The organism is Mesorhizobium sp. B2-4-14, assembly GCF_006442155.1.
Classification (GTDB): domain Bacteria; phylum Pseudomonadota; class Alphaproteobacteria; order Rhizobiales; family Rhizobiaceae; genus Mesorhizobium.
In genome coordinates this window covers 36,265-54,340 of record NZ_VFVA01000035.1, presented here as the reverse complement: position 1 = coordinate 54,340, position 18,076 = coordinate 36,265, and the positions used below count along the sequence as shown (strand labels likewise).

Below are 18,076 nucleotides of genomic sequence, written 5' to 3'. Positions count from 1 at the left end.
CGACCAAATCCTCGCGTCGGTCAAGCGCTTCTGCCAGAAGACAATGAACCGAACTTCAGATTCAGGTGACTAGGACCAGGATTGATCCCGGGCTTTTTTTGCATCAGGCCCCCTGTCTTTCCGCGCGATAGAGAAACGCCGCTATAGCGTCGGGCAGGCTGCCGGTTTCAAGGAAAGGGGCGTGCCCCTGGCCCTCGACCGTAATCGTTTCCATCGCCGGATGGCGCTCTTGCATCTGTTGCAGCGCATCCGCGGAGAGCAACCTCGAGTTGGCACCGCGTATGGCGAGCAAGGGAATGGCCGCCAACGCGTCGAATTGCGGCCACAGGGCCGGCAGTGGCTGCGACAGGTCGAGACCGGCAACCGTGTCGACGAGCTTCGGGTCGAAATCCGGCAACAGGCCTTGATCCGTCGCCCGGTAGAGCGCCCTCACCATCCGCGTCCAGTCGGCGTCGGTGAGAATGGGGAAATCCTTGCCGTGAACGCTGCGCTGGGCCTCCATGGCCTCCGTGAAAGTTTTCGGCTTCGGCGCGCGTTCGAGGTAGGACTGGATGTGGGCCAGGCCGGCGGGCTCGATCACCGGCCCGATGTCGTTGAGAACAATGGCTTTCAGCACGCCCGGCCGCGCTGCGCCGAGCACATGGATGATCAGTCCGCCGCGCGAAGTGCCGATGAAGGCCGCCGCCTCGATGCCGAGTGCCGCCAGCCCGCCAAGAATGTCGCCGGCCTCGACGCCGACATGATAGTGACTGACGTCGGGATCGTAGGCTGACTGCCCGCGTCCGCGATAGTCGAAGGCGATCACCCTGGGCGGATTGGATCGCGCCGAAAGGCGCAGCGCCAACTCGTGAAAATCCCGGGCGTTGCGGGTCAGGCCAGGAAGGCAGACGACCGGCCAGTGTCCGGAATTCGCTTCGCCATAGACGCGGGCATGAAGTCTCAGCCCATCAGACGCGGCGTAGAAGAAGTCGGAGAAGCCTTTGAGATTCGACATCTGGGCACGCACTTTCCTGCAGCAAGATTAGTTCCGATTGCTACAGGGGAGGGTGGATGCGGTCAAACGGGAGACCTGGCTACCGGTCATCAGGGAAGATCGTCAGCAAAACTCTTATTCTTGGTGTCGGTCAGCTTCGTCCGTTCACGAGGTCGCCGACAATATCGTATTTGCCGGAAATACGCATCTTGTAGACTTCGTAGTTCTCCATCACGCGCTGCACGTAACTTCTTGTTTCCGTGTAGGGAATTCGCTCGATCCAGTCCACTACCGCATCGATGTCCCTGCCGCGCGGATCACCGTACTTCGCCATCCATTGGCTGGCCCTGTTGGGGCCGGCATTGTAGCCGGCGAAAGTCAGCACATAGGAACCGTTGAAACGATCGAGCTGCTCGCCCAGAAAGGCCGAGCCAAGCGTCGCATTGTAGCCGGCATCGGTGGTCAGCCGTGCCTGCGAGAACTGCAATCCGGCCTTCTTCGCCAATTGTTTGGCGGTTCCCGGCATCAGCTGCAGCAGCCCGCGCGCGCCGGCACTCGATACGGCGCCGACGTTGAATTCGCTCTCTTGCCGGGCGATCGCATAGGCCAGCGCCTTGCCGGAGCCGGAAATGTTGGCCGAATCAGGGATGACGCCGAGGGGATGCGACAGGGCGCCGACATCGATGCCGCGCGCGCCGGCGATCTTGCCGACCTTCAGGGCCATGAAATGGTTGCCCTGCTTCTCCGCGAGGACGGCGAGCAGCGCCAGTTCGCCGGGGCTCGTCAGCTGCCCGGCGAGGTCGCGATAGAGCGTTTCGGCATAGCGGTCATAGCCCGCCTCCTGCAGCCGTTTGATGGCGCTGACGGCCTCGCGGCCGGCAAAGTTCTGCCGGTCGGCAGCGCTTGGTTGGGGATAGACTATGTCGAGCGCCTGCCGGCCGACCCGTTCAGCGGCCAGCTGGCCGTAAAAAGTGGTGCCATACGCAGCCGCACGCCCGAAATAATCCTTGGCATTGCCGGGCCCGCCCACTTCCGCCGCGCGGCCGAGCCAGTAATAGGCGCGCGACAGTGTCATCGGCCCTTGCGCAAGATCGGCGATGCGCGCGAAATGCGTTGCGGCAAGCTTGGGATCGTTCAGGCCGCGTAGCGCGTACCAGCCGGCATGGAATTCGGCTTCCGCGGCATTGGCGGCACTTTCGGCGGCATGCGTGGTGACGATCCGGTAAGCCGTCTTCATGTCGCCTTGGTCGACCAGTTCGCGCGACAGCACCCGGCGCTCGACCCACCAGGCGTCCGGGTCAACAAGAGCCTCGCGGTCCGTCGGCGCCTTCATCACAACGGCGGCTGCGCCGGCAAAATCCTCCTGCTTGCGCAAATATTCAGCCTGCGCGAAGAAATAGCCGGCCGAACGCTGCGCCGCCGGCACTGCGTTCAGCAGTTTCAGCGCATTCTTGTCGCCTCTGTCGGCCGCCGCCCAGGCGTCGGCAAGCTGCCGGGCGCCAGCGGGGCCGGCGATACCCAGGGCGGAATTCACCCGGTCGGCATAGAACATGCGCTCCATGCGAAAACGATGATCGGCGGCAGGGATCAGACCGCCGAATTTCTTGATCAGCGCCGTCTCGTCCTTGGCCTCAAGGATCGCGGTGCGCCAGAACGGCGACAGCACCGAGCGCGCAGCCTTGGCGTTGCCCGTTGCCACATAGGCGCGGGCGAGAACCATCACGCCTTCGAATGTCTGCGGCTGGCTGCCATCGAACGCCGCAATGACGATGTTGGGAGCGGGGTTCTCGCGGTAGAGCGCGCGCTCGCTATTCTTGCGCAAGGCGACGGTACCTGGCCAGTTGGGCAGCATTTTCGCGGCCGCGGCGATATCGCCGCTCGGAACCTTGTCGCCGCCGTAAAGCGCGATCGCCCAGGCCAGGATGTGCTGGTCGAGCGATTGCGTGGGAAGCGCGTCACGCACACCGCGAGCGCCGGAAATATCGCCTGCCGCCAGTGCGTCCAGCCCGTTCTTCAACATGGCGACGCTGGGGGAGGAATCCTGTTGCGTCTTGCCTTGCGGGCTTGGCATGGGGATCGCCGAAGTGACCCGCACATCGACGCTGCCGCTGATCGCCACGCCGGGCACCAGCACGGCGATGGCGCCAAGCAGCGCGAAGAGGTGAGGCCGATTGGCCGGCATGGTCTTACGTCTTTCCTAATCCTGGCATTGTAACAGCAGGCCGAGATGTCTCGAAGCCTAAACTTAGGTCGTGAAGAGCCCGTAAACAAAAGGTTATCAAGGCTGTTCGAATTGCGCTTGCTGGCACCATGGCAATGCTTGCCGCGCAACCATGTCGAGACTATGGTGCGCGGCTTCGCTTTCGGTTAGAAGGCGCGCACGACAAAACACCGACGCATGTCGCCCGAAAGTGGAATACCGGTTTTGGGACAACGACATGCATAGACAACAGTCCCAAGGAGTTGGACGACATGCTGAGAGGCTCGCTTACCGCGCTCGTGACACCGTTCGAAAAGAGCGGGCGTTTCGACGAGAAAGCCTTTCGCGCGTTCGTTGCCTGGCAGCTCGATGAGGGCACCAGGGGCCTGGTTCCCGTTGGCACTACCGGCGAGTCGCCGACGCTGTCGCATGACGAGCATCGCCATGTCGTGAAGGTCTGCATCGAGGCGGCCAAGGGCCGCGCGCCGGTGGTTGCCGGCGCTGGCTCCAACAACACCGAGGAAGCGGTTGGGCTCGCCCAATATGCCGAAAAGGCCGGCGCCGACGCCGCCCTGGTCGTCACACCCTACTACAACAAGCCGACGCAGCGCGGCCTCTACGAGCATTTCGCCGCCGTCGCCAGGGCAACCAAGCTGCCGATCATCATCTACAACATCCCGCCGCGCTCGGTAATCGACATGACGCCGGAGACGATGGGCCGGCTGGTGCACGACTTCAAGAACATCGTCGGCGTCAAGGATGCGACCGGCAAGGTCGAGCGCGTGTCCGAGCAGCGTTTGACCTGCGGCAAGGATTTCATCCAGCTTTCCGGCGAGGATGCTTCGGCCCTCGGCTTCAACGCGCATGGCGGTGTCGGCTGCATCTCGGTGACCTCGAATGTCGCGCCGCGGCTGTGCGCCGAATTTCAGGAGGCAACGCTGTCAGGCGACAGTGTGAAGGCGCTCGAACTGCAGGATCGTCTCTTGCCGCTGCACAAGGCGATCTTCATTGAACCCGGCGTTTCCGGCGCGAAATACGCGCTGTCGAAGCTGGGCAAGGTCGAGAATGTGCTGCGTTCGCCGCTGGTGACGGTCGAGCCGTCCACGGCCGAGAAGATCGATGCGGCCATGAAGCACGCCGGCTTGATTAATTAGGAATGAGGCGCCACCTCTCCGCATTATGAATCAAGTCAGAAAAGCCGACCCCAACAACAAGACTGTTGCCGAAAACCGCAAGGCGCGGTTTTCCTATGAGGTGCTCGATACGATCGAGGCCGGCCTGGTGCTGACCGGCACCGAGGTCAAGTCGCTGCGCCAAGGCCAGGCCAACATCCAGGAAAGTTACGCTTCGGTCGAGGGCGGCGAGATCTGGCTGATCAATTCCTATCTGCCGGAGTACCTGCAGGCCAATCGCTTCAACCACGAGCCGCGCCGCCGCCGCAAGCTCCTGCTCAACAAGCGCGAGATGGCGAAACTCTCGCAGAGCGTCGACCGCGAAGGCATGACCCTGGTGCCGCTGAAGATCTATTTCAACGATCAGGGCCGCGCCAAGCTCTTGCTCGCCGTCGGCCGCGGCAAGAAGCTGCACGACAAGCGCGAGACCGAAAAGCAGCGCGACTGGTCGCGTGAGAAGGGCAGGCTGTTGAAGGAACGAGGTTAGCTGGGGCTATTCGCTTGAAGAGCCGGATTGTCCTGCTGAGTTTGGCCAGCCTGGTTTTGGTGTGCCTGGTCGCCGCGAGCGGCTATTTCTATTTCAGGGCGTTCTCCCCGGATCGCGGCAGATATCCGGTCAGAGGAATCGACGTTTCCCATCATCAAGGCCAGATCGACTGGCGGCGTGTTGCCGCCGATGATGTCGCCTTCGCCATTATCAAGGCGACCGAGGGCGGCGATCATGTCGACCAAGCCTTTGCCGCCAATCTGCGGGAGGCCCGCGCCGCCGGGCTTGCCGTGGGTGCCTATCACTTCTTCACCTTCTGCCGGCCCGGCGCCGACCAGGCGAAGAATTTCATCTCGGTCGTGCCGCACGATCAGCCCATGCTGCCGCCGGTCGTCGACATCGAGTTCGGCGGCAACTGTCCGCAGCGTCCGTCGGCCGGACAGTTGAATGCCGAACTCCAGGCCTTCCTCGAACCTGTCGAGGCGGCGTTCGGCAAGCCAGCGATCGTTTATCTCACGGATGAGGCCGAGGCCGCCTATGCCGGGCAGATCGCCGCTCGCCCGCTCTGGCTTCGCTCGCTGCTTGTGAAGCCGGATCGTGACGACTGGGTCTATTGGCAGTATCACAACAGGGGGCGGGTGGATGGCATTGAGGGTGACGTTGACCTGAACGTTCTTCAAGGCGGGCAGGAGAAGTTGGCGGCGCTGCTTGCGGCGGCGCATTGAGCCGTGCCGGGCGAGACGGATCCGATCCGGATCGGTCGAAGCAGTGAAGGAGACACATACCTATGGCTCGATCGGCGACGTGAAACCGGACGCCTTGCTGCCGGTGTGAGCCGATGTCGGGGATGCGGTGGTCTCAATTCTTCAGGAATGCCTCGATCTCGCTGAAGACCCTGACAAACATGTCTTCGGTCAGCACGCCCGTATTGGTGTTGTAACGCGAGCAATGATAGCTCGAAAACAGCGCAACGCCGCCGGCCGTCAGCTGCCCGCCATGCTTGAAAGGATAGGCGGCGACACGCCCGCCCAGCGCGCGCACCGTCGACTGGTGCGCGATCGAACCCAGTGCCAGAACAGCCCGCAGGTTGGGAAAGCGAGCGATCGTCGGCACCAGGAACGTCCTGCAGGTGGCGATCTCGGCGCCGACCGGCTTGTTCTCCGGTGGCACGCAGCGTACCGCATTGGTGATCGCGGTGCCGACAAGCGCCAGCCCGTCATCGGGCCTCGCCTTGAATTCGCCGCGAGCGAAACCGTGCGCGATCAGCGTCGAATAGAGCAGGTCGCCGGCATAGTCGCCGGTGAAGGGGCGTCCGGTTCTGTTAGCACCGCGCAGGCCGGGCGCCAGCCCGACGATCAGAAGTTGAACGGTATCCTCGCCTTCCGGCGGCAGGAAGGTCGGCACCGGCGCGTTGAACCAGGACGGTTCGAGCTGCCGCCATTCGGCAATGAAGTCATGCAGCCGCGGGCAGAGCGGGCAGTCGCGGTTCGGTTCGGAAATGGGAGGGGCGGTCAAGTCGACCGGCCTCAATAGTCTTCCTCTTCGACTTCAGCCGGTTCGGGCCGCCTTACAGGCCGTTCGGAGGGATCGCGGCCAACTTCGTTCTTCAGCGTCGTCAGGTCGATGAAGTGGTCGGCTTGGCGGCGCAGATCATCAGAGATCATCGGCGGTTGCGAGGCCATGGTCGAGACGATCGACACCTTGCGGCCACGCCGCTGCAGCGCCTCGACCAGCGTGCGGAAGTCGCCGTCGCCGGAGAAGATGACATAGTGGTCGACCACGTCGGCAAGTTCCAGCGCATCGACGGTGAGCTCAATGTCCATATTGCCCTTGATCTTGCGGCGGCCGGTGGAGTCGGTGAATTCCTTGGCCGGCTTGGTCACCACCTTGAAGCCGTTGTAGTCGAGCCAGTCGATCAGGGGGCGGATTGATGAGTATTCCTGATCCTCGACCAGCGCGGTGTAATAATAGGCGCGCAGCAGGTAGCCGCGCTTCTGGAAACTCGACAGCAGCTTGCGATAGTCGATGTCGAAGCCGAGCGCCCGCGATGTGGCGTAGAGATTGGCGCCGTCGATGAACAGGGCGATCTTTTCACGGGGGTCGAACATGGAAAATATTCCTTTTCGAAAATGCGGCCGTCTAAACGAAATGCGGTAGCGACGGTCGGTCAGGCTCATAATAAACCGGCTGACCTTGACCATCCGAAATAACGCCAGTTTGGTGGCAATCCAAGGGTGTGTCGCCGTACTGCAAGCAATTGTGATCGCGAAGCCGGACATGGAAGCGGCCCGGTTTCGCCAAATTCGGTGTCTGGACACAGGATTGAGCGCCCAATAGTCCCGCCAATGCCATGATGCTTGTATTTTGGCGGCGTTCAGGTTATGGACCGCGTCTGTTTTCCATCAAATCCAGGCATGAAAGGGGCAATCCATGGCCCGCGTAACCGTTGAAGACTGCATCGACAAGGTCGACAACCGCTTCGAGCTGGTGCTCCTTGCTGGCCACCGCGCTCGTCAGATCAGCCAGGGCGCGCAGATCACCGTTCCTCGCGACAACGACAAGAACCCGGTCATCGCGCTGCGCGAGATCGCCGACGAGACGCTGTCGCCCGACGATCTCAAGGAAGACCTGATCCATTCGCTGCAGAAGCATGTCGAGGTCGACGAACCCGAAGCCGACGGCGAGGCAATCGCCGATCAGACCGGCAGCGCTGTTGCAACTGCCGAGACCGATGACGCCGAGGACAACGTCACCTTCGATCGCATGACCGAGGAAGACCTGCTGGCCGGCATCGAAGGTCTGGTACCGCCGGAAAAGAGCGACGACTACTAAGAGAGTTCTCCAGAAGCGGCTGGAACAATCGTCCGGCACTTCCGTCTCGTCAGTTTCGTGGCTATCTATGACATGCGCCGTACATCAGTGCGGCGCATGATTCATTTCATCGCCGAGAGATTGTGCCCATGATGCGTCAGTATGAGCTTGTCGAGCGCGTGCAGCGCTACAAGCCTGACGTCAACGAGGCATTGCTGAACAAGGCCTATGTCTATGCCATGCAAAAGCATGGCCACCAGAAGCGTGCTTCGGGCGACCCCTATTTTTCGCATCCGCTCGAAGTCGCCGCCATCCTCACCGAAATGCACATGGACGAGGCGACGATCGCGGTCGCCCTGCTGCACGATACCATCGAGGACACCACGGCGACGCGGGCCGAGATCGACGAGCTGTTCGGCCCCGAAATGGGCAAGCTGGTCGAGGGCCTGACCAAGCTGAAGAAGCTCGACCTCGTGTCGAAGAAGGCGGAGCAAGCGGAAAACCTGCGCAAGCTTCTGCTGGCGATTTCGGAAGATGTCCGCGTGCTTCTGGTCAAGCTCGCCGACCGTCTGCATAACATGCGCACTCTCGACCATATGCCGGAGGCCAAGCGCCTGCGCATTGCCGAGGAGACGATGGAGATCTATGCGCCGCTTGCCGGCCGCATGGGCATGCAAGGCATGCGTGAAGAGCTGGAGGAGATCGCCTTCCGCTATATCAATCCGGAAGCCTATCGCGCCGTCACCGCCCGGCTGGCCGAAATCTTCGAGCGCAACAGGGATGTGCTGTCCGAGATCGAGAAGGCGCTTTCGGGTCTGTTCGAAAAACACGCGATCAAAGCCGGCGTCAAAAGCCGCCAGAAGAAGCCTTGGTCGGTATTCCGCAAGATGGAGGCCAAGGCCCTGTCCTTCGAGCAGCTGTCCGACATTTTCGGCTTCCGTGTCGTCGTCGATACGGTCGAGGACTGCTATCGCGCTCTCGGCGCCATCCACACCACATGGTCGATGGTGCCTGGCCGCTTCAAGGACTACATCTCGACACCGAAGCAGAACGACTACCGTTCGATCCACACCACCATCGTCGGCCCCTCGCGCCAGCGCGTCGAGCTGCAGATCCGCACGCGCGAGATGAACAAGATCGCCGAATACGGCGTCGCCGCCCATTCGATCTACAAGGATACCGGCGGCAAGACGAACGGGGCCGGCCATGCGATCTCGAAAGAAACGAACGCCTACGCCTGGTTGCGCCGCACCATCGAACAACTCGCCGAAGGCGACAACCCCGAGGATTTTCTCGAAAACACCAAGCTCGAGCTGTTCCAGGACCAGGTATTCTGCTTCACGCCGAAAGGCATGCTGATCGCGCTGCCGCGTGGCGCCACACCCATCGACTTCGCCTATGCGGTGCATACGGACGTCGGCGACACCTGCGTCGGCGCCAAGGTTAACGGCCGCATCATGCCGCTGATGACGGAGCTGAAGAATGGCGACGAGGTCGAGATCATCCGCTCCAAGGCGCAGGTGCCGCCGGCGGCGTGGGAATCGGTCGTCGTCACCGGCAAGGCGCGCGCCGCCATCCGCCGCGCCACCAAGAATGCCATCCGCAAACAGTATTCCGGGCTCGGCGCGCGCATTCTGGAGCGCGCCTTCGAACGGGCCGGCAAGAGTTTCACCAAGGAAAGCCTGAAGCCGGTGCTGCACCGGCTGGCGCGCAAGGACATCGAGGATGTGCTGGCGTCTGTCGGTCGTGGTGAACTGGCCTCGACGGATGTGATGAAGGCGGTCTTCCCCGACTACAAGGACGAGCGCGTCACGCCGGCGGCGCCCAAGCAGCGCGAGGAAGGCTGGTCGAAGATCCGCAATGCCGCCGGCATGCTGTTCCAGATTCCCGGCCGCGCCGCGCGCAAGGACAAGGACCAGCCGCGCGATGGCGCCGTGCCGATCCGCGGCGTGCGCGGCGACCTGCCGGTTCGGTTCGCGCCGGAAGGGGCGGTGCCTGGGGATCGTATCGTCGGTATCGTCCAGCCGGGCACCGGCATCACCATTTATCCGATCCAGTCGCCGGCCCTGCAGGCCTTCGACGACCAGCCGGAGCGCTGGATCGACGTGCGCTGGGACATCGACGAACGCACCAAGGAGCGCTTTCCCGCGCGTGTCTCGGTCACAGCCATCAATGCGCCAGGGTCTCTTGCCGACATCGCCCAGGTCGTCGCCTCCAATGACGCCAACATCCATACGCTGTCGATGGTTCGCACTGCGCCCGATTTCACCGAAATGCTGATCGATCTCGAAGTCTGGGATCTGAAGCATCTCAACCGGCTGCTGTCGCAGCTCAAGGACAATTCGAGCGTCAGCGATGCACGGCGCGTGAATGGCTGACGCGGCTGATCTATGAGGGGATAGGCGCAGATGAATACCGATGAAGTGCTGGGCATTTTCCGCGAGGCGGGCGCTGTTCTGGAGGGGCATTTCATCCTGACGTCTGGCCTGCGCAGTCCGGTCTTCCTGCAGAAAGCGCGCGTGTTCATGCACGCCGACAAGACCGAGCGCTTGTGCAAGGCGCTGGCCGAGAAGATCCGCGCCGCGGTGCCAGGCAAGATCGACTATGTCGTGGGTCCGGCGATCGGCGGCCTGATCCCGGCTTACGAGACCTCACGCCATCTCGGCGTGCCGGCGATCTGGGTCGAGCGGGAAGGGGGCGAGTTCCGCCTGCGGCGCTTCGAGATCGCGAGCGGTGCCCGTGTCGTCATAGTCGAGGATATCGTCACCACCGGCCTGTCGATCCGCGAAACCATCGATTGCCTGCGCGAACTTGGCACCGAGGTGGTGGCCGCCGCCTGCATCATCGACCGTTCGGCCGGCAAGACCCATGTCGGGGTGCCGCTGATCGCGCTTGCCGAGTATGAAGTTCCGGCCTATCCGCCGGACCGACTGCCGCCGGAGCTTGCCGCCATACCGGCAATCAAGCCCGGCAGCCGCAACATCTGACTGGGAGGTCGAATGATCGTCGGCATCGATCATTTCGTGCTGACGGTGGCGTCGCTCGAAGCGACGTGTGCCTTCTACCAGCGCGTGCTGGGCTTTGAGCGCGTTGATACGCCGGGCCGGCCGACGGCGCTGGCTTTTGGCTGTCAGAAAATCAATATCCACGAGGCCGGCCGCACCTTCGAGCCCAAGGCGAAGCTGCCGACGCCTGGATCCGGCGATTTCTGCCTGGTCACCGATCGGCCGCTCAGCGAATTCCTCGCCAGCCTCGAGGCCAGAGGTGTGGTGGTGGAGCTTGGGCCGGTCGAACGGATCGGAGCGCGGGGCCCGATGATGTCGGTCTATTTCCGCGATCCGGATGGCAACCTGGTCGAAGTCAGCCAGTACCTTCGGTAGTTTCGCAAGCACTCGGCTGCGACAATAAGCCGACGCTTTTTCTCAAATTCGCCGTGATTGTCCGGTGTTGGAGAGATGAACCTTACCAAAAATTATGGCGGTGCGGCCGTTGTGCAGGTGGCCTTCGGTTGTTGTCGGGATTGCGGATGGCTATATCAAAGTCGCGATTGCCTTTCGGCGACCGCAAGGCGCAAGATGTGGCGATCGAAGCCCGGCTGGCAGCAGCCGGCACACGAGTTGTTGGTTATTGGGAATAGGAAAGAGTGCTTTTTCGTCGCCGCAAGCCTGATGGCCTTCTCGAGCGGGTGCGCACATATCTATGGCCGCGCCGTTCGTTTTCGCGTTCACTGCAGTATTTCTCCAAGCGCATCCTGAGGCTGAAGGCCACGCCGCACGCGGTGGCGGCCGGGGTCGCGGCTGGTGTCTTCGCTTCGTTCTTTCCCGTGGGCTTCCATTTCATCATTGCCGCCGTTCTGTGTTGGGTGATCGCCGGCAATCTGGTGGCGGCGGCGCTCGGTGCCGTTTTCTTCGGCAATCCGCTGACCTTTCCGCTGCTCTGGGGTGCGTCCTGGGAAACCGGCAAACTCATCCTGCATGATCGCCTGCCGACACATGGTCCACCGGCGCATCTGGGCGAGATGCTGCACACGCTTTCCTTCGCGAAACTATGGCATCCGGTGCTCGAGCCGATGCTGATCGGCGCGGTGCCGCTCGGGCTGGTGTTCGGTCTCGTGTTCTACGGTATCACCCGCTGGGGCATGAAGGTCTTCCGTGCGCAAAGGCGCAAGCGGCTGGCCGAGCGCGCAAGCCGCCGTGAGCAGTCGTCCCATCCTACGGAAAGCATCGGCTCCGCCGCGCGATGATCATTGGCATCGGCAGTGACCTGATCGACATCACGCGCATTGAGAAGTCGCTGGAGCGTCACGGCCAGCGTTTCATCCAGAGAATCTATACCGAACTCGAGCAGGCGCGTTCGGAGAATCGGCGTGCTCGCGCCGCCTCATACGCCAAGCGCTTCGCCGCCAAGGAGGCTTGCGCCAAGGCGCTGGGTACTGGTCTGGCGCAAGGTGTCTTCTGGCGTGACATGGGCGTCGTCAATCTGCCCAGCGGCGCGCCGACGATGGCACTGACCGGCGGAGCCTTGGCGCGACTGGAAAAAATCCTTCCCCGAGGGCATCGGGCAGCGATCCACCTCACGATCACGGACGATTTCCCGCTTGCTCAAGCCTTTGTGATCATCGAGGCGTTGCCCGTCGAACAAGCGCCACATTGATTGCATTTGACGACCGGCATTGACGTTGCCCAGCGCACGCCGAGACTCTATACATCCAACGCACAATCGAGGACGACATGAGCGTGGCTGAAAAATCCCAGAAGAAATCCGGCGGGCTTGGCGAAACCGTCAGCGTCATCGTCCAGGCGCTCTTGCTCGCGCTCGTTATCCGCACGCTCTTGTTTCAGCCCTTTTCGATCCCGTCGGGATCGATGCGGCCGACGCTTCTGGAAGGCGATTATCTGTTCGTCACCAAATGGTCCTACGGCTATTCGCGCTATTCGCTGCCTTTCGGGCCCGACATCTTTTCGGGCCGTATCTGGGGCTCCGAGCCCAAGCGTGGCGACGTGGTGGTGTTCAAGTTCCCGCCGGACCCGTCCGTTGACTACATCAAGCGCGTGGTCGGCTTGCCTGGCGACAAGATCCAGATGAAGGATGGCCAGCTGTTCATCAACGGCGTCGGCGTGCCACGCGTGAAGACCGGCCAGATCGACAATCCCGACATCACGGAAAAGGATTATCCGATCGACGTCTACCGCGAGACATTGCCCAACGGCGTCAGCTACGACACGCTCGATCTGTCGCCGAACTCGATCGGCGACAACACCCGCGAATTCGACGTGCCGCCCGGCCACTATTTCATGATGGGCGACAACAGGGATAATTCCGCCGACAGCCGGTTCACCGTCGGCTATGTTCCCGCCGAGAACCTGGTTGGCCGCGCCAACCTTGTCTTCTTCTCGATCGCCGGCAAGGCAAGCCCGCTCGAAATCTGGAAATGGCCGTCGCTGATGCGCGTCTCGCGCCTGTTCCATTTTGTCAACTAGGGTCATGGCGGTAACGAAGCGGTTGACCGCCGATGCGCTCGCCGAAGCGCTTGTGGAACGTACGGGCCATGCCTTTGCAGACCGCCAGCGTCTGCAGCGCGCGCTCACCCATGCCAGTGCACGCGGCGCCAATGCCGGCTCCGATTATGAGCGTTTCGAATTTCTCGGTGACCGGGTTCTCGGCCTTGTCGTTGCCGACATGTTGCTGGCCGCGTTTCCCGACGCGGCGGAAGGCGAACTGTCGCTGCGCCTCAATGCGCTGGTCAATGCCGAGGCGCTTTCCGAGATCGCGGAGGATATAGGGCTGCCGGACCTGATCCGTGCCGGATCGGATGTGCGCGGGCTCGAAGGGCGCAAGCGTGTCAATCTGCGGGCCGACGCCCTGGAATCGCTGATCGCCGTGCTCTACCTGGACGGTGGGCTGGAGGCGGCGCGTGCTTTCATCCACAAATACTGGCAGCCCCGTTCGCAGGCCTCGGGTGCGGCACGCCGCGACGCCAAGACCGAATTGCAGGAATGGGCGCACCAGGCGGCGAGCGCGGTTCCTGCCTATCAGATCGACAGCCGCGAGGGGCCGGACCACGATCCGCTGTTCACCATCAGCGTCAGGGTTGGCGCATTTCTGCCTGCAACCGGCACCGGCCGATCCAAGCGCGAGGCCGAGCAGGCCGCTGCCGCGGCTCTTCTGGTTCGTGAGGGTGTCTGGGTCAATGAAGGGAGCGCGGCATGACCGCCCAAGACAACGCAGTTGCTCCCGCCACGCACTCCGGCTTCGTCGCGCTGATCGGCGCACCGAATGCGGGCAAGTCGACGCTGGTCAACCAGTTGGTCGGCGCCAAGGTGTCGATCGTCACCCACAAGGTGCAGACGACACGCGCCATCGTGCGCGGCATCGCTACGCATGACAATGCACAGATCGTCTTCGTCGATACGCCTGGCATCTTCAAGCCCAGGCGGCGCCTCGATACGGCGATGGTGACGACTGCCTGGGGCGGTGCCAAGGATGCCGATATCGTACTGTTGCTGATCGATGCCGAGCGTGGCATCCGGGGCGATGCCGAAGCCATCCTCGAACGGCTGAAGGACGTGCGCCAGCCGATGGCGCTGATCCTCAACAAGGTCGATCGGGTCAAGCCAGAGGCGCTTCTCGCCCTGTCCGCGGCAGCCAACGAGAAGGTGCCGTTCCAGCGCACCTTCATGGTCTCGGCGTTGACCGGCTCCGGCTGCAAGGATCTGCTCGATTATCTGGCACAGGCGCTGCCGGCCGGCCCCTGGTACTATCCGGAAGACCAGATTTCGGACCTGCCGATGCGCCAGCTGGCGGCCGAGATCACCCGTGAAAAACTCTATCTCAGGCTGCATCAAGAGTTGCCCTATTCCTCGCACATCGAGACCGAGAAATGGGAAGAGAAAAAGGATGGCTCGGTGCGCATCGAGCAGGTCATCTATGTCGAGCGGGACAGCCAAAAAAAGATCGTGCTCGGCCACAAGGGCGAGACCATCCGCGCCATCGGCCAGGCGGCGCGCATGGAGATTTCGGGCATCCTCGAGCAGAAGGTGCACCTGTTCCTGTTCGTGAAAGTACGCGAGAACTGGGGCGACGATCCCGAGCGCTACCGCGAGATGGGGCTGGAGTTTCCGCATTAGGGCATGAAAAGGCGCGTCGCTGACGGCCGAGACTGGCGCGCCGCCTTTGCAGCTGCCCATTTCTGTGTCACCGCCGATAGGTGTGCCGGGGGGAGGGGCATGCCTCGCATTGGTCCGTCCATCGTTGAATCGAAGGCGAAACGTCACGGCACGAGCATATCGATTCGCGGGGCACTTGGCCGCGGTCTTGATTGCCTTGGAGCGCGTCGACGCGGTCAGTGAGCTGGCGTCCGGGGCGGCGCGATTTCTTCCGTCGCGGCAGATGGAGTTGACTCCCGTTCTCACCAATTCAAGAGTGGGAAGCAAATACTTCCTAATGTACTTAGGTGGCGTATAATCACCAATTGAAACATATAAGGTAAACGTCAATAAAATAAAGTTAGACGCGAAAGAAACCGGGATTATTACACAAATGTGACGGTGTGCCATTTGTGCTGCATTGAAAATGAAGGCGCATGAATTAGTGTTATTTGTGCAACACGGATTTAATCTGTGGCAGGAATCCGGCCTATTTATGGAATTGTCATTGAAGGCTGAAGATCGATGGGTATGTTCGCGATCGAAAAGGGGTCGCGGTGCGGGCCGTTTTCGCTGTGGGGGTGAGGCGAAATTGATCCGTCTTCCACAAATCCGAAGCTAATTTTTTTAACTTGACTGGAGAGGTCAGAAAATGAACATCAAGAGCCTCCTTCTCGGCTCAGCCGCGGCACTGATCGCGGTCTCCGGCGCACGTGCCGCGGACGCCGTCGTCGTCGCCGAACCGGAACCGGCCGAATACGTCAAGATCTGCGACGTCTACGGCGCCGGCTACTTCTACATCCCGGGCACCGAGACCTGCCTGCGCATCGGCGGCTATGTCCGCTATGACATCGGCGTCGGCGATGCCGGCACGTTCGATGGTGTCAACCACGTCCCGGATCATCAGGACGCCGGCACCACTCATTCGACCTATTACAAGAACACCCGCTTCACGCTGAAGACCTGGACCGGTCAGGAGACCGAGCTCGGCACCTTGAAGACCTACACCGAGACCCGCTTCAACTATGGCAACAGCAGCGGCGACTATGTCAACGGAAGCACCGACTGGCAGGGCCGTAACAAGTCGTTGTCGCTGCGTTTCGCCTACATCCAGCTCGGCGGTCTGCGCGTCGGTAAGGACGATACGGCTTTCGATACCTTCATCGGCTATGCGGGCAACGTCATCCAGGACACGATCGTTCCCTATGGCGGCCAGGAGAGCAACGTCGTTCAATACTACTTCGACGCAGGCAACGGCATCTCGGCGATGGTCTCGCTCGAAGAAGGCGCCGGCACCGTCGGGACCATCGACAGCTATGTTCCGCATGTCGTCGGCGGCTTGAAGTACAAGGCCGACTGGGGTGCGATCACCGGCGTTGTCGCCTATGACAGCAACTACGAGGAAGTGGCCGGCAAGGTCCGTTTGGACGTCAACGTCACCAAGGAACTGTCGCTGTTCGTCATGGGCGGCTATGGCACCGACGACAACCTCACGGACGACGCCAACAACGTCATCGACGCACATGGCCGTGGCTTCTACAAGCAGTGGGGCGGCAACTGGGCAGTCTGGGGCGGCGGCACCTACAAGTTCAACGCCAAGACGTCGTTCAACGCCCAGGTCTCCTATGACGACTGGAAGAACCTCGGCGTCGCCGCCAACATTGCCTATACCGTTGTGCCCGGCTTTACGGTCACGGCTGAAGTCGACTACCAGAACGTCGGCGATGACACCCCGGCCAATTCCGTATGGGCCGGCGCGACCAAGAAGAGCAATCTCGGCGGTATCCTCCGCTTCCAGCGCTCGTTCTAAAGCATCGAATACCCTACCAGGCCGCCCGCAGCATACTGCTGCGGGCGGTTTTTTTCTGCAGGTCGAGCGCTGATTCGCCAGTCACCTGAGCCGCATCTTGATTTCGCCATTCAACCGGTGGAAGGCTCATGCATGGAGTGGCGCGACGAGGGAATCATTCTTGGCACCCGCAAGCATGGCGAAACCAGCGCCATTCTCGAGGTGATGACCCGCGCGCATGGCCGCCATCTCGGTCTCGTTCGCGGTGGCCGCTCGCGCAAGCAGCAGCCGGTTCTCCAGCCCGGCAATCGCGTCGATCTCTGGTGGCGGGCTCGGCTCGACGAGCATCTCGGCACGTTCCAGGCCGAAGCGATCGAGATGAACGCCGCCCGGCTGATGGACAGCGCCGTCGCTGTCTACGGGCTGCAGACCATGGCCGCGCATCTGCGCCTGCTGCCGGAGCGCGACGCCCATGGCGGCCTTTACGAAGCGCTCGCCGTGATGATCGTCCATCTTGACGATGCCGATGCGGCTGGCGAACTGGTGGCGCGCTTCGAACTTCTGATCCTCGATGAACTCGGCTTCGGCCTTGATCTCAGCCAATGCGCCGCCACCGGCACGCGGCAGGATCTTGCCTATGTCTCTCCGAAGTCCGGCCGCGCGGTATCGCGTGAAGCCGGCGCGCCGTGGCACGACAAGATGCTGGCGCTGCCGGCTTTCCTGCAGCGCGGCTCCGGCCTGCGTGGGGATCCGGTGGCGATCGAGGACGCCTTCCGGCTGACCGGCTTCTTCTTCACCCGCCATATCTATGAGCCGCGCGGTATCAACGAGCCCGACGCCCGCACCGGTTTTCTTGCCGCACTTCGCAAGCACCACGCGCGTGGCAAGGCCATCGCCGGAGAGAACGCGGCATGAGCGAAGTCGAACTCTATCCGGGCCGGGTCTCGCCGCTCGGCCTCGGCACAATCCCGCACGCCGACATAACGAAATATACCGGCCTCGAACTGCTGCAGCGCATTATCGACGGCAAATATCCGGCACCGCCGATCTCCTACCAACTCAGCTTCGCATTAACTGAAGTAGAGAAAGGCCGCGCCGTGTTCCGCGGCGTGCCGAATGAGCGCCACCTCAACCCGTTGGGTGGCGTACACGGCGGCTGGGCGGCAACGCTGCTTGATTCGGCGCTGGCCTGCGCCGTGCAGACGCTGCTCGAAAAGGGCGAGGCCTACACGACTGCGGAATTCAAGGTGAACCTGACGCGGCCGATCACGCCCAGGACCGGCGAGGTGGTCTGCGAGGGCAAAGTGGTCCACAAGGGCCGCACGCTTGCCGTTTCGGAAGCGACGCTGAAGGATGCCCGCGGTAAGCTTCTGGCTTTCGGCACCGAGACATGTTCGATATTTCCGGCCGCCAATCTGGCGGCGCGTTGAGTTTTCCAGCCGCCTGGCCGCCGCATTTGAATGTCAGTGAGACGAAACGTCAGTGAAAACTGGCCTGGT

The 18,076-nt window shown here is 62.0% G+C and carries 19 protein-coding genes; 15 read left to right on the top strand and 4 right to left on the bottom strand.

What is annotated here, in order from left to right; translation table 11 throughout:
- Positions 1 to 103: 103 nt before the first annotated feature.
- Positions 104 to 994, bottom strand: coding sequence for an alpha/beta hydrolase (locus FJ938_RS24215; RefSeq protein ID WP_140698168.1), 891 nt, complete (start codon positions 992 to 994; stop codon positions 104 to 106).
- A gap of 130 nt (positions 995 to 1,124) precedes the next feature.
- Entirely contained in the window at positions 1,125 to 3,155 is a 2,031-nt protein-coding gene (locus FJ938_RS24210) for a lytic transglycosylase domain-containing protein (protein ID WP_140698166.1), read from the bottom strand.
- Positions 3,156 to 3,445: 290 nt separating this feature from the next.
- Between FJ938_RS24210 and dapA the strand changes: the two genes are divergently transcribed.
- From dapA to FJ938_RS24195, 3 genes are read left to right on the top strand one after another with little or no spacing between them, the layout of a single operon-like run.
- Entirely contained in the window at positions 3,446 to 4,327 is an 882-nt protein-coding gene (gene dapA / locus FJ938_RS24205; RefSeq protein ID WP_140698164.1) for a 4-hydroxy-tetrahydrodipicolinate synthase, read from the top strand.
- A 25-nt stretch (positions 4,328 to 4,352) separates the two neighbouring features.
- Entirely contained in the window at positions 4,353 to 4,832 is a 480-nt protein-coding gene (gene smpB, locus FJ938_RS24200; RefSeq protein ID WP_027053368.1) for an SsrA-binding protein SmpB, read from the top strand.
- Positions 4,833 to 4,846: 14 nt separating this feature from the next.
- On the top strand, positions 4,847 to 5,557 hold the full coding sequence (locus FJ938_RS24195) for a GH25 family lysozyme (RefSeq protein WP_140698162.1): 711 nt from the start codon (positions 4,847 to 4,849) through the stop codon (positions 5,555 to 5,557).
- 133 nt (positions 5,558 to 5,690) lie between these two features.
- On the opposite strand, the gene FJ938_RS24185 is transcribed toward FJ938_RS24195, so the two are convergent.
- Together FJ938_RS24185 and FJ938_RS24180 are read right to left on the bottom strand one after the other, a co-directional pair.
- A complete protein-coding gene (locus FJ938_RS24185) occupies positions 5,691 to 6,347 on the bottom strand; it encodes a uracil-DNA glycosylase (RefSeq protein ID WP_140698160.1) in 657 nt (218 codons plus the stop codon).
- Positions 6,348 to 6,358: 11 nt separating this feature from the next.
- Positions 6,359 to 6,940, bottom strand: coding sequence for an NYN domain-containing protein (locus FJ938_RS24180; RefSeq protein WP_140612798.1), 582 nt, complete (start codon positions 6,938 to 6,940; stop codon positions 6,359 to 6,361).
- A 322-nt stretch (positions 6,941 to 7,262) separates the two neighbouring features.
- Here FJ938_RS24180 and rpoZ point away from each other — a divergent pair, with 322 nt between their 5' ends.
- The 12 genes from rpoZ to FJ938_RS24120 all read left to right on the top strand — a co-directional run bounded on the left by rpoZ (position 7,263) and on the right by FJ938_RS24120 (position 18,007).
- A complete protein-coding gene (gene rpoZ / locus FJ938_RS24175) occupies positions 7,263 to 7,664 on the top strand; it encodes a DNA-directed RNA polymerase subunit omega (RefSeq protein WP_140698158.1) in 402 nt (133 codons plus the stop codon).
- A gap of 128 nt (positions 7,665 to 7,792) precedes the next feature.
- On the top strand, positions 7,793 to 10,021 hold the full coding sequence (locus FJ938_RS24170) for a bifunctional (p)ppGpp synthetase/guanosine-3',5'-bis(diphosphate) 3'-pyrophosphohydrolase (RefSeq protein WP_140698156.1): 2,229 nt from the start codon (positions 7,793 to 7,795) through the stop codon (positions 10,019 to 10,021).
- A gap of 30 nt (positions 10,022 to 10,051) precedes the next feature.
- Positions 10,052 to 10,630 carry an orotate phosphoribosyltransferase gene (gene pyrE / locus FJ938_RS24165; RefSeq protein ID WP_140698153.1) on the top strand — a complete coding sequence of 193 codons (579 nt, stop codon included), beginning with the start codon at positions 10,052 to 10,054 and terminating at the stop codon, positions 10,628 to 10,630.
- 12 nt (positions 10,631 to 10,642) lie between these two features.
- Positions 10,643 to 11,023 carry a VOC family protein gene (locus FJ938_RS24160; protein ID WP_140698151.1) on the top strand — a complete coding sequence of 127 codons (381 nt, stop codon included), beginning with the start codon at positions 10,643 to 10,645 and terminating at the stop codon, positions 11,021 to 11,023.
- Positions 11,024 to 11,286: 263 nt separating this feature from the next.
- The gene (locus tag FJ938_RS24155; protein ID WP_140612803.1) at positions 11,287 to 11,886 is read left to right on the top strand and encodes a DUF2062 domain-containing protein; all 600 of its coding nucleotides are present in this window, start codon (positions 11,287 to 11,289) and stop codon (positions 11,884 to 11,886) included.
- Complete coding sequence (gene acpS / locus FJ938_RS24150; protein WP_140612804.1) at positions 11,883 to 12,296, top strand: holo-ACP synthase; 414 nt, start codon at positions 11,883 to 11,885, stop codon at positions 12,294 to 12,296. The genes FJ938_RS24155 and acpS overlap by 4 nt, the downstream gene beginning before the upstream one ends.
- 77 nt (positions 12,297 to 12,373) lie before the next feature.
- Entirely contained in the window at positions 12,374 to 13,123 is a 750-nt protein-coding gene (gene lepB / locus FJ938_RS24145) for a signal peptidase I (protein ID WP_096456321.1), read from the top strand.
- Positions 13,124 to 13,127: 4 nt separating this feature from the next.
- Positions 13,128 to 13,853 carry a ribonuclease III gene (gene rnc, locus FJ938_RS24140; RefSeq protein WP_140698149.1) on the top strand — a complete coding sequence of 242 codons (726 nt, stop codon included), beginning with the start codon at positions 13,128 to 13,130 and terminating at the stop codon, positions 13,851 to 13,853.
- Positions 13,850 to 14,770, top strand: coding sequence for a GTPase Era (gene era, locus FJ938_RS24135; protein ID WP_140698147.1), 921 nt, complete (start codon positions 13,850 to 13,852; stop codon positions 14,768 to 14,770). Before rnc ends, era begins: the two co-directional genes overlap by 4 nt.
- Positions 14,771 to 15,440: 670 nt before the next feature.
- Complete coding sequence (locus tag FJ938_RS24130) at positions 15,441 to 16,598, top strand: porin (RefSeq protein ID WP_140698145.1); 1,158 nt, start codon at positions 15,441 to 15,443, stop codon at positions 16,596 to 16,598.
- A gap of 132 nt (positions 16,599 to 16,730) precedes the next feature.
- Positions 16,731 to 17,492 carry a DNA repair protein RecO gene (gene recO / locus FJ938_RS24125; RefSeq protein WP_140698142.1) on the top strand — a complete coding sequence of 254 codons (762 nt, stop codon included), beginning with the start codon at positions 16,731 to 16,733 and terminating at the stop codon, positions 17,490 to 17,492.
- On the top strand, positions 17,489 to 18,007 hold the full coding sequence (locus tag FJ938_RS24120) for a PaaI family thioesterase (RefSeq protein WP_140698139.1): 519 nt from the start codon (positions 17,489 to 17,491) through the stop codon (positions 18,005 to 18,007). Before recO ends, FJ938_RS24120 begins: the two co-directional genes overlap by 4 nt.
- Positions 18,008 to 18,076: the final 69 nt, after the last annotated feature.